The sequence below is a fragment of the Amycolatopsis sp. NPDC048633 genome (assembly GCF_040650695.1).
GTDB lineage: Bacteria > Actinomycetota > Actinomycetes > Mycobacteriales > Pseudonocardiaceae > Amycolatopsis.
In genome coordinates, this window is record NZ_JBEZHS010000030.1 from 113,592 (window position 1) to 126,875 (window position 13,284).

General features: G+C 70.4%; 12 protein-coding genes and 1 tRNA gene. 11 read left to right on the top strand and 2 right to left on the bottom strand.

Annotation, left to right across the window (positions count from 1 at the left end; genetic code table 11):
- Positions 1-10 precede the first annotated feature (10 nt).
- The 5 genes from AB0C38_RS37665 to AB0C38_RS37685 are packed head-to-tail and all read left to right on the top strand — an operon-like array spanning position 11 to position 4,890.
- The gene (locus AB0C38_RS37665; RefSeq protein WP_360682555.1) at positions 11-1,114 is read left to right on the top strand and encodes a sensor histidine kinase; all 1,104 of its coding nucleotides are present in this window, start codon (positions 11-13) and stop codon (positions 1,112-1,114) included.
- Entirely contained in the window at positions 1,111-1,752 is a 642-nt protein-coding gene (locus tag AB0C38_RS37670; protein ID WP_360682556.1) for a response regulator transcription factor, read from the top strand. The genes AB0C38_RS37665 and AB0C38_RS37670 overlap by 4 nt, the downstream gene beginning before the upstream one ends.
- 37 nt (positions 1,753-1,789) lie before the next feature.
- The gene (locus AB0C38_RS37675; RefSeq protein WP_360682557.1) at positions 1,790-3,025 is read left to right on the top strand and encodes an FAD-dependent monooxygenase; all 1,236 of its coding nucleotides are present in this window, start codon (positions 1,790-1,792) and stop codon (positions 3,023-3,025) included.
- Positions 3,026-3,040: 15 nt separating this feature from the next.
- On the top strand, positions 3,041-4,678 hold the full coding sequence (locus tag AB0C38_RS37680) for an acyl-CoA carboxylase subunit beta (RefSeq protein WP_360682558.1): 1,638 nt from the start codon (positions 3,041-3,043) through the stop codon (positions 4,676-4,678).
- Positions 4,675-4,890 (top strand): acyl-CoA carboxylase subunit epsilon, encoded by a 216-nt coding sequence (locus AB0C38_RS37685; RefSeq protein ID WP_360682559.1) that lies wholly within the window; start codon positions 4,675-4,677, stop codon positions 4,888-4,890. Before AB0C38_RS37680 ends, AB0C38_RS37685 begins: the two co-directional genes overlap by 4 nt.
- 4 nt (positions 4,891-4,894) lie before the next feature.
- Here AB0C38_RS37685 and AB0C38_RS37690 read toward each other — a convergent pair whose 3' ends face one another.
- Both AB0C38_RS37690 and AB0C38_RS37695 read right to left on the bottom strand, forming a co-directional pair.
- Positions 4,895-5,353: a MarR family transcriptional regulator gene (locus AB0C38_RS37690; RefSeq protein ID WP_360682560.1), complete on the bottom strand. Its 459-nt coding sequence runs from the start codon at positions 5,351-5,353 to the stop codon at positions 4,895-4,897.
- A gap of 9 nt (positions 5,354-5,362) precedes the next feature.
- Complete coding sequence (locus tag AB0C38_RS37695; RefSeq protein WP_360682561.1) at positions 5,363-6,256, bottom strand: LLM class flavin-dependent oxidoreductase; 894 nt, start codon at positions 6,254-6,256, stop codon at positions 5,363-5,365.
- A gap of 273 nt (positions 6,257-6,529) precedes the next feature.
- On the opposite strand from AB0C38_RS37695, the gene AB0C38_RS37700 reads away from it, so the two are divergent.
- The 6 genes from AB0C38_RS37700 (at position 6,530) to AB0C38_RS37725 (ending at position 13,070) form a co-directional block, all read left to right on the top strand.
- Positions 6,530-6,598, top strand: a tRNA-OTHER gene (locus AB0C38_RS37700).
- 104 nt (positions 6,599-6,702) lie between these two features.
- The gene (locus AB0C38_RS37705) at positions 6,703-8,286 is read left to right on the top strand and encodes a TROVE domain-containing protein (RefSeq protein WP_360682562.1); all 1,584 of its coding nucleotides are present in this window, start codon (positions 6,703-6,705) and stop codon (positions 8,284-8,286) included.
- 170 nt (positions 8,287-8,456) lie between these two features.
- Positions 8,457-9,083 (top strand): PadR family transcriptional regulator, encoded by a 627-nt coding sequence (locus tag AB0C38_RS37710; RefSeq protein ID WP_360682563.1) that lies wholly within the window; start codon positions 8,457-8,459, stop codon positions 9,081-9,083.
- A complete protein-coding gene (locus AB0C38_RS37715) occupies positions 9,064-10,677 on the top strand; it encodes a DHA2 family efflux MFS transporter permease subunit (protein WP_360682564.1) in 1,614 nt (537 codons plus the stop codon). Before AB0C38_RS37710 ends, AB0C38_RS37715 begins: the two co-directional genes overlap by 20 nt.
- A gap of 310 nt (positions 10,678-10,987) precedes the next feature.
- Positions 10,988-11,617 carry a nucleoside triphosphate pyrophosphatase gene (locus AB0C38_RS37720; protein WP_360682565.1) on the top strand — a complete coding sequence of 210 codons (630 nt, stop codon included), beginning with the start codon at positions 10,988-10,990 and terminating at the stop codon, positions 11,615-11,617.
- Positions 11,618-11,717: 100 nt separating this feature from the next.
- The gene (locus tag AB0C38_RS37725) at positions 11,718-13,070 is read left to right on the top strand and encodes a dicarboxylate/amino acid:cation symporter (RefSeq protein ID WP_360682566.1); all 1,353 of its coding nucleotides are present in this window, start codon (positions 11,718-11,720) and stop codon (positions 13,068-13,070) included.
- Positions 13,071-13,284: the final 214 nt, after the last annotated feature.

The following is a 13,284-nucleotide window of genomic DNA, read 5'->3' on the forward strand; positions in this document are numbered from 1 at the left end:
CGTTCGGTTCATGCGAATTCGCGTGGTGCTGGACGTGCTCGCGGTCCTGGTGCTGGCGATCGGGGCCGGCGGGAACCTCGCCGCCGGGGCGTGGGCGCTGCCGCTGTGGCTCCCCGCCTGGCTCGGCTGGACGATCATGCTGACGAGCGTCACCCCGATCGTGCTGCGGCGCTGGTGGCCGCGGCCCGCCTACGTCCTGGCGCTCGTGCTGACCGCGGCGGCCGTGCCGATCGGCGGGCCGGTGCTCGCGGTCGCCGTCGTGGCGGCCGGGTGCGCGCTCTACACGTTCGTCGTGCACCGGGGCAGCCGGGCGTCGCGGATCGGGTTCGTGGCCGGGCTGCTCGGGATCGGCCTGCTCGGGGTCGCGGTGCCGAACCCGAGCACCGCCACCACCGTCAACTTCGGGGCGTCGGCGCTGATCGTCGGGTTCGCGCTCGGCATCGCCGTCCACGGGCGCCGCGAGTACGCCGTGGCCGAGCGGGAAAACCACGCACGGGAAGCGGTTTCCGCGGAACGGCTGCGGATCGCGCGCGAGATGCACGACGTCGTCGCGCACAGCATGAGCCTGATCGCGGTGAAGGCGGCCGTCGGCAACCACGTCGCTTTGGAGCAGCCCGAGGAAGCGCGGGAAGCGTTGCGCGTCATCGAAGACACCAGCCGCGAGACGCTGGCCGAGCTGCGGCGGATGCTCGGCGTGCTGCGCGACGGCACCGGCGTCCCGGCCCTGGCGCCCGCCCCGACGCTCGACGACCTGCGCGCGCTCGCCGAACGCGCGGAGCAGGCGGGCCCGTCCGTCGACCTCGCCATCGACGGTCTCGACGAGCTGCCGGGCGGCGTCGGCCAGTCGGTCTACCGGATCGTGCAGGAGGCACTGACCAATGTGGTCAAACACGCGGCCGCGACGACGTGCCGGATCCGCGTCACGGGCGGTGAGGGCGAGGTGAGCATCGAGGTCCGCGACGACGGCCGCGGCGGCCCCGCGACCCCGGGCCACGGCCTGATCGGGATGCGCGAGCGCGTGGCCGTCTACGGCGGCGACTTCTCCGCCGGCCCGGCCGACGACGGCTTCCGCGTGTTCGCGCGGCTCCCCTACGAGACGGCGGCGGCCCGATGACCCGCGTCCTGATCGCCGACGACCAGGCGTTGCTGCGCGGCAGCTTCCGGGTGCTGGTCGACAGCGCACCGGGCCTGGAGGTGGTCGGCGAGGCCTCGGACGGCGTCGAGGCGGTGGCGCTGACGCGGCGCGAGAAGCCGGACGTCGTGCTGATGGACGTCCGGATGCCGTCGATGGACGGCATCGAGGCGACGCGCCGGATCTGCGCGGAGTCGGAGGTCCGGGTCCTGATGCTGACGACGTTCGACCTCGACGAATACGTGTACGCGGCTTTGCGCGCCGGCGCGAGCGGGTTCCTCCTGAAGGACACGCGCCCGGCCGACCTGTTGTCGGCGATCGAGATCGTGGCTTCGGGGGACGCTCTTCTGGCGCCGTCGGTGACGCGACGGCTGGTGTCGGAGTTCGCGCGGCTGCCGACGGGCCCGGTGAAGCAGCTGGACGGCGTGACGGCACGCGAGCAGGAAGTGCTGGCGCTGATCGCGCGGGGGTTGTCGAACGACGAGATCGCCGCGCGGCTGCATCTGGGGATCGCGACGGTGAAGACCCACATCGGCCGGCTGCTGCACAAGCTGGCGGCCCGGGACCGGGCGCAGCTGGTGATCGCCGCCTATGAATCCGGCTTGGTCCGGCCCGGCTGAGCTCGGACGGCTACCGTGGGTGCAAGGGAGGTCCACCTTGAGTCGTCGCAGCATCCTGATTTCCGGTGCCAGCATCGCCGGTCCCACGTTGGCTTCATGGCTTTCGCGGTCGGGCTGGGAAGTGACCGTCGTCGAGCGCTTCGACCGCGTGCGCGAGCAGGGCCAGAACATCGACGTCCGCGGGGTCGGGCGCCAGGTGATCCGCCGGATGGGCCTGGAGGACGCCGTCCGCGCCGCCCACACCGGGGAGACCGGCACGGAGTTCGTCGACGAGCGCGGCCGCGCGATCGCCAGCTTCGGGGGCGGGACCGACGACACCTCCGGTGGCACCGCCGAGCTGGAGATCCTCCGCGGTCAGTTCGCCAAGATCCTCTACGAGCACTCCTCGCACGACGCCGAGTACGTCTTCGGCGACCAGATCACCGCCCTGGACGACGACGGCTCCGGAGTCGACGTCGAGTTCCGGCACGGCACCGGCCGCCGCTTCGACGCGGTGGTCCTCGCCGAGGGTCTCCGCTCGCGCAGCCGCGCGCTGATCATGCCCGACGCGCGGATCCACGAACTGGGCCTCTACAACGCTTTCCTCGCGATCCCGCGCACCGGCGACGACACCGACCGGTGGCGGGTGCTGCCCTGCGGGCGCGGGCGGATGCTCTCCCTGCGCCCGGACAACCTCGGCACCACCCAGGCTTCCTTGAGTTTCATCTCCGACGTGCGCGGCCTGGACCGGCTCGGCCGCGACGACGTCGTGGCGATCCTGCGGGCGACGTTCGCCGACGTCGGCTGGGCGGCTCCGCGCGTACTCGCCGAGCTGGACAACGGCTCCCTGTACTTCGAGGACATCGGCCAGGCGAAGCTCGACACGTGGAGCCGCGGCCGGGTCGCGCTGCTCGGCGACGCCGCCCACTGCGCGTCCCCGGTCAGCGGCATGGGCACCACCCTGGCCCTGGCCGGCGCGTACGTCCTGGCGGGGGAACTCGCCGGCCACGACGATCCCCGCGCCGCCTTCGCCCGCTACGAACAGGTACTGCGTCCCCTGGTCACGAAGGCGCAGCAGCTCCCGCCCGGGGCACCGCAGATCGCCCACCCCCGCAGCCGGCTGCAGCTCAGCGCGTTCCGGACCGCGGTGCGGGTGGCCGCGTCCCCGTTGCTCGGCCGGGTCTCGGGCCTGGCGGGCAAGTTCATGTCGCCGCCGGCCGAGGCGATCACACTGCCGGAGTACCCGATGTCCGGGGACGTTGCCTACGCCACACGCGAAGTGACCGGCAAGTAGCTAAGCTCCCGTGGCATGAGCAGTGCGACGGAGCCGCTCGGGACGCCGCCCGAGGACGAACCGGACATCCACACCACGGCCGGCAAGCTGGCCGACCTGTATCGCCGGTATGACGAGGCGGTGCACGCGGGCTCGGCCCGCGCGGTGGAGAAGCAGCACGCCAAGGGCAAGAAGACCGCGCGCGAGCGGATCGAGCTGCTGCTCGACGAGAACTCGTTCGTCGAGCTCGACGAGCTCGCCCGGCACCGCTCGACCAACTTCGGCCAGGAGAAGAACCGCCCCTACGGCGACGGCGTCGTCACCGGCTACGGCACCGTCGACGGCCGCCCGATCTGCGTGTTCAGCCAGGACGTCACCATCTTCGGCGGCAGCCTCGGCGAGGTCTACGGCGAGAAGATCGTCAAGGTCATGGACCTCGCGATCAAGACCGGCCGCCCGATCGTCGGCATCAACGAGGGCGGCGGCGCGCGCATCCAGGAAGGCGTCGTCTCGCTCGGCCTCTACGGCGAGATCTTCCGCCGCAACGTGCACGCGTCCGGGGTCATCCCGCAGATCTCGCTGATCATGGGCGCGAACGCGGGCGGCCACGTCTACTCCCCCGCGCTCACCGACTTCGTCGTGATGGTCGACGAGACGTCGCAGATGTTCATCACCGGCCCGGACGTCGTCAAGACGGTCACCGGCGAGGACGTCACCTTCGAGGAGCTCGGCGGCGGCCGCACCCACAACACGAAGTCCGGCGTCGCGCACTACCTCGGCAACGACGACGAAGACGCGATCGCCTACGTCAAGGAACTGCTCTCCTACCTGCCGCAGAACAACCTCTCCGACGCGCCGGTGTTCGAACCGTCAGACGCTCCGGCGGGATTTTTCGACGATGTCACCGACTCGGACCGTGAGCTCGACACGCTCATCCCGGACTCCCCGAACACGCCGTACGACATGCACGAGGTGATCAACCGCGTCGTCGACGACGGCGAGTTCCTCGAGGTCCACGAGCTGTTCGCGCCGAACATCATCGTCGGCTTCGGCCGCGTCGACGGCCAGAGCGTCGGCGTCGTCGCCAACCAGCCGACGCAGTTCGCCGGCTGCCTCGACATCGACGCGTCCGAGAAGGCCGCGCGGTTCGTGCGCACCTGCGACGCGTTCAACATCCCGGTGCTCACGTTCGTCGACGTCCCCGGCTTCCTCCCGGGCACCGAGCAGGAGTGGAACGGCATCATCCGCCGCGGCGCGAAGCTGATCTTCGCCTACGCGGAGGCCACGGTTCCCCTGGTCACGATCATCACGCGCAAGGCGTTCGGCGGCGCGTACGACGTCATGGGCTCCAAGCACCTCGGCGCCGACATCAACCTCGCCTGGCCGACCGCGCAGGTCGCGGTGATGGGCGCCCAGGGTGCGGCGAACATCGTCCACCGCAAGACGCTGGCCAACGCGGCGAACGAGGGCAAGGACGTCGACGCCCTGCGCGCCGAGCTGATCGAGCAGTACGAGGACACGCTGCTCAACCCGTACGCGGCGGCCGAGCGCGGGTACGTCGACTCGGTGATCGTGCCGGCGCACACCCGCGGGCACGTCGCGCGGGCGCTTTCGCTGCTGCGCAACAAGCGCGAGTCGCTGCCGCCCAAGAAGCACGGGAACATCCCGCTGTGAGCGACGAGAAACCCTTGCTGAGGGTGGTCCGCGGGAACCCGAGCGACGCCGAACTGGCGGCGCTGACGGCGGTCGTCGCCGCAGCGTCGGCCGCGAAGGCGCCGGAGAAGCCGAAGCCGCGTACGTCGTGGTGGGGCGATCACGCTGCTTCGCTGCGTAAGCCGCTTCACCCCAGCGAAGGTGCTTGGCGCGCTTCAGGTTTCCCCAGTTGATCTCTCAGCGCTGAACGGTGTCGAGAAACACGGTCGGGACTTCGTTCTCGCGGACGACCTGGCCGAGCAGCGCCGCCAGCCTGTCCCGTTCGGGACCGGCCAGGCCCGCGGCCAGTTCGTCGACGCGCCGGCAGGTCGCCGCGTAGAAGTCCTCCGCCAGGTCGCGGCCGTCTTCCGTCAACACGACCTGGACCGCCCGGCGGTCGTCCGGGTCGGGCTCGCGGCGCACGAGCTCGCGCCGGACCGCGCGGTCGACCAGGCCCGTCAGGCTCGACTTCTCGAGGCCGAGCGTCGCGCCGAGGTCGCCCATGCCGTACGGCCGGCTCATCAGCACGCACAGCAGCTGCCCTTGCTGCACGGTCAGCCCGTACTCGCGGGCCGACTCGGCGTAGACGGCGTTCACCAGGAACGACGCCCGCACGAGCCCGGCCACCACGCCGAGGTCCTCCCCGTGTTTCCCCATCGCACCAGCCTACTTCGCGACGGCTTCCCGCACGGCGGGCACGATCTCCCCGGCCCAGCGCGCGGCGGAGTCCGCGTCAGGGGTGGTGCCGCCCGGGCCGAACAGCACGAACCCGGCGGCGTCGTGCTCCAGGACCGCGCCGGTCAGCTCCTCGATCCACTGGTCCGGGGAGCCGCCGATCCAGCGTCCGTCGTCGGTGCGGGTGTTCGGCAACGGCTGTTCGCTGATCCGGCCGGGGAAGTTGTAGACGGTGGCGATGCCGGCGGGGTCGCGCCCGGCGTCGACGGCGGCCTTGTCGATCAGCGGGCGCGAGGTGCGGTAGCGCTCGCTGAGCCAGTCGGCGGCGCGGCCGGGCATCCAGCCGTCGGCGACGCGCCCGGTGACGGCGAGGGACTTGGGCCCGACCGAGCCGGTCCACACCGGCGGCATCTTCTCCGCGGCGGGTTCCAGGTTCGTGACCTGGTAGAACTCGCCGTCGAAGGTGACGGGTCCGCCGCCTCCGCCGAGCATCTTGACGAGCCGGATGCCCTCTTCGAAGGCGCGGACCGCTTGGCCGGGGGTCAGCTTGGAGAACCCGAGCCGCGCGATGTCGTCCCACAGCCCGCCGACGCCCATCCCGAGCACGATCCGGCCGCCGGTCAGGGCGCTCAACGACGTGATGGTGCGAGCGAGCATCGACGCGGGCCGCGTCGGCAGGTTGGTGACGCTGACCAGGCCGGAGATCCGTTCGGTGCGCCCGAGCAGGACCCCGATCTCGGCGTACGCGTCGAGCCGGTCGGCGTGGTACGGGTGATCGGACACGGTGAGCAGATCAAGCCCGGCGCGATCAGCCTGGACGGCGAGCTCCAGGGTGCCGGGTACCGCGGCGACCGCTGTGGACACCCCGATGCCGAAGTGCGTCATGATTCCTCCCAGTGTTAGTTCGTGCTACGAACTGACGATACATAGTTCTTAGCACGAACTACCAGTGGTCGGCCAGGCCGTCCACACACCTGGCGGATATTCGGTTTCCCCGGGGCGGCGCGACGGCTAACGTAGCTCTCGCCCGGTGCGGCGGTGAGGGTTACTTCTCTGGTATCCCTTGGGTTCGACTCCCGAAAGCCTTCACCACTTCGATCTCGGGCACCCGCACTCCCGGTGCGAGCAAGATCTCGGGAGCCGCGGTCACACCGATGCCCGGTGCGCAGGCGAGGGTTACTTCCACTCCTATTGGGCAGGTCGGGGGTTCGAATCCCTCCCGGACCACACACGGTCCGGTAGCTCAGTCCGGCAGAGCAGCAACCGTACCTTCACCGACTTCGATCTCGGGCATCGCTGTGGCCGCGGCTCCCCCATTACAAGGGGGAGAAATGAGCAAGTTCAACACCGCCCGCGCGCCCGCCGCGACCTCTCCGGTCCGCAGCGAGGCCACGCCGTCCGCCGTCACCTACGAGGGCGGCGCCGGTTACGCGCGCGACGCCCGGTCCGAGCTCTTCCTGCTCGCCGTCACCAACATGGTCAGTGAGCACACCTTCTACGAGTCCGCCGGCGCGCGCGACACCCGCTACGCCAAGCTCGTCCGCGCCGCGACCCTCGAGGATCCACAGTGGACGGCCCGGTTCCTGCGCTGGCTGCGCACCGAGGCGAACCTGCGCAGCGCGTCGCTCGCCGGCGCGGCCGAGTTCGCCAAGGCGCGGCGCGACGCCGGGCTCGACGGGCTCGGCCGCCAGGTCGTCGCCGACGTCCTGCTGCGGGCCGACGAGCCCGGTGAGCTGCTCGCCTACTGGACTTCCTTGCACGGCAAGAACATCCCGAAGCCGGTCAAGCGCGGCGTCGCCGACGCGGCGCGGAAGCTCTACAACGAGCGGTCGTACGTCAAGTGGGACTCGGCGGCGCGGGCGTTCCGCTTCGCCGACGTCCTCGAGCTGACCCACCCGGCGAACGGCGACTCCGCCCAGGGCGAGCTGTTCAAGCACGTCCTCGACGAGCGGCACGACCGCGGAAACCCGCTGCCGGACGCACTCCCCGTGCTGCGCGCCCGCGCCGAGCTGACGGCGTGGGACGTGCCGCGCCGTCGTGCGCTGTTCGAGCGGCCGGACGCCGCGGACGTGCTCCGCGCGGCGGGCATGACGTGGGAGTCGGTCGCCGGCTGGCTGCAGGGGCCGCTCGACGCGGGCGTCTGGGAGGCGCTGATCCCGTCGATGGGCTTCATGGCGCTCTTGCGCAACCTGCGCAACTTCGACGAGGCCGGCGTCTCGGACGAGGTCGCGCAGCGGGTCGCCGCGCGGCTGGCCGATCCGGCACAGGTCGCGAAGTCGCGGCAGCTGCCGATGCGGTTCCTGTCGGCCTACCGCGCGGCGCCGTCGCTGCGCTGGGCGTGGGCGCTGGAGCAGGCGATCACGCATTCGCTGGCGAACGTGCCGGAGCTGCCGGGCCGGACGCTCGTGCTCGTCGACACCTCGGCGTCGATGAACATGCGCTTCAGCAAGGACGGCAGCCTGCTGCGCTGGGACGCCGCCGCGGTCTTCGGCCTCGCGCTGGGCCGCCGGTGCGCGGACGCCGACGTCGTGTCGTTCTCGGACCGCCTGCTGGGCGGCGCGCGCACGAAGGTGTTCACGCTGCGTCAGGGCGGGTCGCTGCTGAGCGACGTCGAGCGCTGGAAGTCCGGCGGGTTCTTCCTCGGCGGCGGCACCAACACGGCGGGCGCGGTGAAGAAGCACTTCGCGAAGCACGACCGCGTCGTGATCCTCACCGACGAGCAGGCCGCGTACGGCGATGTCGGCCAGGCCGTTCCCGCGCACGTGCCGCTGTACACGTGGAACCTGGCCGGCTACCGGTTCGGCCACACGCCGTCCGGCACCGCGCACCGGCACACGTTCGGCGGCCTGACCGACCAGGCGTTCCGGATGATTCCCCTGCTCGAGGCGGGACGGAACGCCGACTGGCCGTTCTGAGAGAAGCCGTGAGGGGCACCTTCAGGGATCTTGAAGCCCTGAAGGTGCCCCTCACGGCTTTCGCGGTGTGTACGCACCGTCACAGGATTGACCGTGGACCGGGTACTAGTCTGCGCCGTATAGTCCACGTGGAATAAACGACCTGGAGTCATCCGAAGGGACTAACGATCATGGCCTCGGCCAAGCTGACCCCACTCGGCCTCGCCGTGCTGGAGCTGCTCCACGAGAAACCCATGCACCCGTACGAGATGGCTTCGCTGATGCGCGAGCGGTACGTCAGCACCCGCGTCAACGTGAAGGCCGGGTCGCTCTACCACACCGTGGAACGCCTGCAGCGCAACGGTTTCATCGAGGTCGTCGACACGCAGCGCGACGGCAGGCGGCCCGAACGGACCGTCTACGGCATGACCCAGCCCGGCCTGGACGAGTTCAACCAGCGCGGCCGCGAGCTGCTGGGCGACCTCGCCGAAGAGTTCCCCGCGTACCTGTCCGGGCTCGCCGTGATCGACGAGCTCGGCAAGGAGACGTCCCTGCTCGAGCTCGAACACCGGATCACACGGCTGCGCGCCGCCGTCGCGGCCGACCAGGCCGTGCTGGAGCGCCTCGCCGAGGACCGGACGCCGCTCATCTACTGGCTCGACTGGCAGTACAAGTGCGACCAGCGGAAGTTCGAGCTCGAGTGGACCGAGCGCCTCCGCGAAGACCTGAAGTCCGGGCGGATCCCGTTCCAGGACTGCGAACAACCGAAGCTCACGCTCATCACCGAGGAAGACGACGATGAACGCAAGACAAGCTAACCCGTGGGCCGCGCTCGGCGCGCTGTGCCTCGGCTTCTTCATGATCCTGCTCGACACGACGATCGTGTCGATCGCGATCCCGACCATGCTGCGCGAGCTGAACGCCGGGCTGAACTCCGTCGTCTGGGTGATCAGCGTCTACCTGCTGACCTACGCCGTGCCGATGCTGTTCACCAGCCGCCTCGGTGACCGCTTCGGCCCGAAGCGGGTGTTCCTCGCCGGGCTGGTCGTGTTCACCGGTGCGTCGCTGTGGTGCGGCCTGTCCGGCAACGTCGAGATGCTGATCGCCGCGCGCGCCGTCCAGGGCATCGGCGCCGCGCTGATGACGCCGCAGACGCTGGCGTTCATCACCCACCTGTTCCCGCCGGCCAAGCGCGGCCCGGCGATGGGCATGTGGGGCGGCGTCGCCGGGCTGGCGACGATCACCGGCCCGCTGCTCGGCGGCGTGCTCGTCGACCACTTCGGCTGGGAGTGGATCTTCTACGTCAACGTGCCGATCGGTGTGGTCGCCATCGTCATGACGCTGCTGCTGGTGCCGGACTGGCAGCCGAAGCACTCGCACTCGTTCGACGTGATCGGCATCCTGCTCTCCAGCCTGGCGCTGCTGTTCATCGTGTTCGGCGTGCAGAACGGCCAGCAGTACGACTGGGGCACCGTCTGGGGCGGGATCACGGTGTTCGAGATCATCGGCGCCGGCGTGCTGCTGCTGGTGGCGTTCGTGGTGTGGCAGCGGGTGAACAAACGGGAGCCGCTGCTGCCGCTGCAGGTGTTCGCGAACCGCAACTTCTCGGCGGGCACGCTCACGGCGACGACGGTCGGCTTCGCGATGACCGGCATGTTCCTGCCGCTGGTGATCTACATCCAGTCGGTGCTCGGCCTCAGCCCGACGATGGCGGGCCTGCTGACCGCGCCGATGTCGCTGCTGTCGGGGATCGTGGCGCCGTTCGTCGGGAACCTGTCCGACAAGGTGAACGGCAAGTACCTGGTGATGTTCGGCCTCGCCTCGCTGGCGGTCGGGCTGGGGGTCATTTCGTGGCAGGCGTCCCCGGACAGCAGCCCGTGGAGCTTCATCCCGGCGTTGCTGCTGTGCGGGCTCGGGATCGGCTGCATCTTCTCGCCGATGAGCAACATGACGATGGGTTCGGTGGAGCCGCGGCTGGCCGGGACGGCTTCGGGGATCTTCAACACGTCCCGCCAGGTCGGCGGCGTGCTCGGGTCCGCGGCGATCGGCGTGCTGCTGCAGGCGCAGGTCAGCTCGTCCATCGCGGACGAAGCCACGAAGGCGGCCTCGCAGCTGCCGGCGCAGTACCGGGCGCCGTTCGCGGAAGGGATCGCGAAGGCCGCGGCGAGCACCGGGGAGTTCGGGTCGGCCGGTGGGCCGTCGCCGATGCCGGGGCTACCCGCGGAGATCGCCGCCCAGGCCGGGAAGCTGGCCTCGGAAGCGGTCCACAGTGGACTGACGGACGCCGCCCGCGTGACGATGCTGCTGCCGATGGTGGTACTGCTGCTCGGCGTCATCTCGGCGGCCATGCTGCGGCAGGTCAAGCCGCGCTGGGAAACCCCGGCGCCGGCTCCCGAAGCCGCCGCAGCCTGAAACCGTGCGAGCCTCCGGGTGTCGGGGACCGGAGGCTCGCACGGACCGCGGGAGCGGTGGTTCAGCGCGCGGTCTTCGGCACCGAGGCCGAATCCGCCCGGATGGTCGCCCGGCCCTTCGTCGCGCGGATCCTGGTCCACCACAGCGACTGAGCCCTGGTGACGGGCGTCGATTCCGTGACCCGTACGGTCATCGGCCACCTCCGCGTCTTTCCCGGCGCCATATGTTGCGAGCAACAACAAACTAACTCTCCCGTCGCGTGACGCCGGTCACAATTCGGTTACGGCGAGCGTCCGGGTACGTTCGCCGGGTGCAGTTCGTCCTCGCCTCCCAGTCCCCCGCCCGGCTCGCCCTCCTGCGCTCCGCGGGCCTCGATCCGGCCGTGTTCGTCTCCGGCGTCGACGAGGACGCCGTCGCCGCGTCGCTCACCGACCCGTCACCGCCGGAACTGGTCGCGGCCCTCGCCGCGGCCAAGGCCGAAGCGGTCCTCGACCAGGTGGCCGCGGCCCACCCGGACGCCGTCGTCGTCGCCTGCGACTCGATGCTGAACATCGGCGGGCGGATGGTCGGCAAACCGGCGAACCCGGACATCGCCCGGCAGCGCTGGGCCGCGATGGCGGGGTCGACCGGTGAACTCCTCACCGGACACGCGGTCGTCCGGCTCGACGGCGGGACGCGCGCGAAGGAGACCAGCGGCTGGGAGTCGACGACCGTCCGGTTCGGCACGCCGAGCGCCGCGGAGATCGACGCCTACATCGCGACCGGCGAGCCGCTGCACGTGGCCGGCGGCTTCACGATCGACGGCCTGGGCAGCTGGTTCGTCGACGGGCTCGACGGCGGCCACACCAGCGTCATCGGCATCAGCCTGCCGCTGACCCGCCGGCTGCTCGCGGAGGTCGGCGTGAGTGTCGTGGATCTCTGGCGTCCTCCCGCATCCTGAGAAGAGCGCCACACCACCGGGTGATCCGGAAGAGTCTCCTCTTGCCTGACGTTCTCCTCACGAGGCAAAACAGGAAACTTTCGAGCACCGGAGACTCCCCGTGTCTTTTCTACGGACATACACCAAGCCGCGGGTGTTCGCGGCCGCGGTTCTCGGCTCCCTCGTCATCGGCGCCCTGCTCGGCGTCGTCGCGCGGCAGACCGAAGCCGGGTGGCTGACCGATCTCCTCGACCAGATCGGCTCCATCTTCACCACGCTGCTGCAGATCGCGGTGATCCCGCTGGTCTTCACGGCGATCGTGGTCGGCATCAACAGCCTCCGGAAGCTCGGCGGCGGCCGCACCGCCGCCCGCGTCGGCGGCAAGACGGTGCTCTGGTTCGCCATCACGTCGTTCATCGCCTCGCTGATCGGCATCGCGGTCGGCCGGCTCTTCAACCCCGGCTCGGGTGGCCTCGGCGGTGTCGAAGCGACCGCCAAGAACGCCGACAAGGCGGCGAAGAGCGTCAGCAGCTGGGGATCGTGGGACGCGTTCGTCGACGGCCTGCTGCCGGAGAACTTCTTCAAGGCGTTCGCCGACGGCGAGACGCTGCAGGTGCTGTTCCTCGCGCTGGTCATCGGCGCGGCCGCGTACAGCCTGGGTGACAAGGCCAAGCCGTTCGTGGACTTCACGACGAGCGTCTTCGAGATCATCCAGCGCTACCTCGGCTGGATCGTCCGGCTGGCCCCGATCGGCATCATCGGCCTGATCGGCGCGGCGGTGTCCAACTACGGCGACGCGCTGTTCCGGCCGCTGTTCTCCACCACGCTCGCGGTGTACGTCGGCTGCCTGGTCGTGCTGTTCGTCGTCTACCCGATCCTCCTGCGGTTCGTGGCGAAGGTCAGCCCGCTGAAGTTCTTCGCGAAGTCGGGCACGGCGATCCAGTTCGCGTTCGCGTCGCAGTCCTCGGCCGCGACGCTGCCGCTGACCCGCCAGTCCGCGGTGAACCTCGGCGTCCAGCCGGCGTACGCGGCCTTCGCGACTCCGCTCGGCAGCGCGACGAAGATGGACGGCTGCGCGGCGGTCTTCCCGGCGATCGCGGCGATCTTCGTCGCCAACCTGGCCGGGGTGTCGCTCAACTTCTGGCAGTACGTCGGCATCGTGGTGGTCGCGGTGGTCGGCGCACTGGCGACCGCCGGCACCACGGGCTGGCTGACGGCGTTCACGCTGACGACGTCGTTCATCGGCCTCGACGCGAAGCAGGTGGCGATCGGCCTGGCGCTGATCTACTCGGTCAACCCGATCATGGACATGATGCGCACGGCGACGAACGTGGCCGGCCAGATCGCGGTCCCGGTGATCGTGGCGCGCGGCGAAGGCCTCCTCGACGACGAGGTCCTCAACGCGCCGACGAACAACCCGGAGCACAGCGACGACGGCACGACGGTCCGCCACACGGAGCCCGCCCCCGCCTGAGTTCAAAGCCGTGAAGGGCACCTTCAGGGACTGTTCTACCTGCTCTGGCCGTCGCCGGCGTGCCTGCTGGTCGCGCAGGCGTTCCTGTTCGCGCTCTCCGCGGTGCCCGTGACGCGCTGCGCTTCTCGCGTGCTGGCGGGCGCGGAGGATCCGACCCGTCCGCCGGGCCGCATCAACCCCGTCCTGCCGCCGGTCCAGCCGACGCACGCGGTGC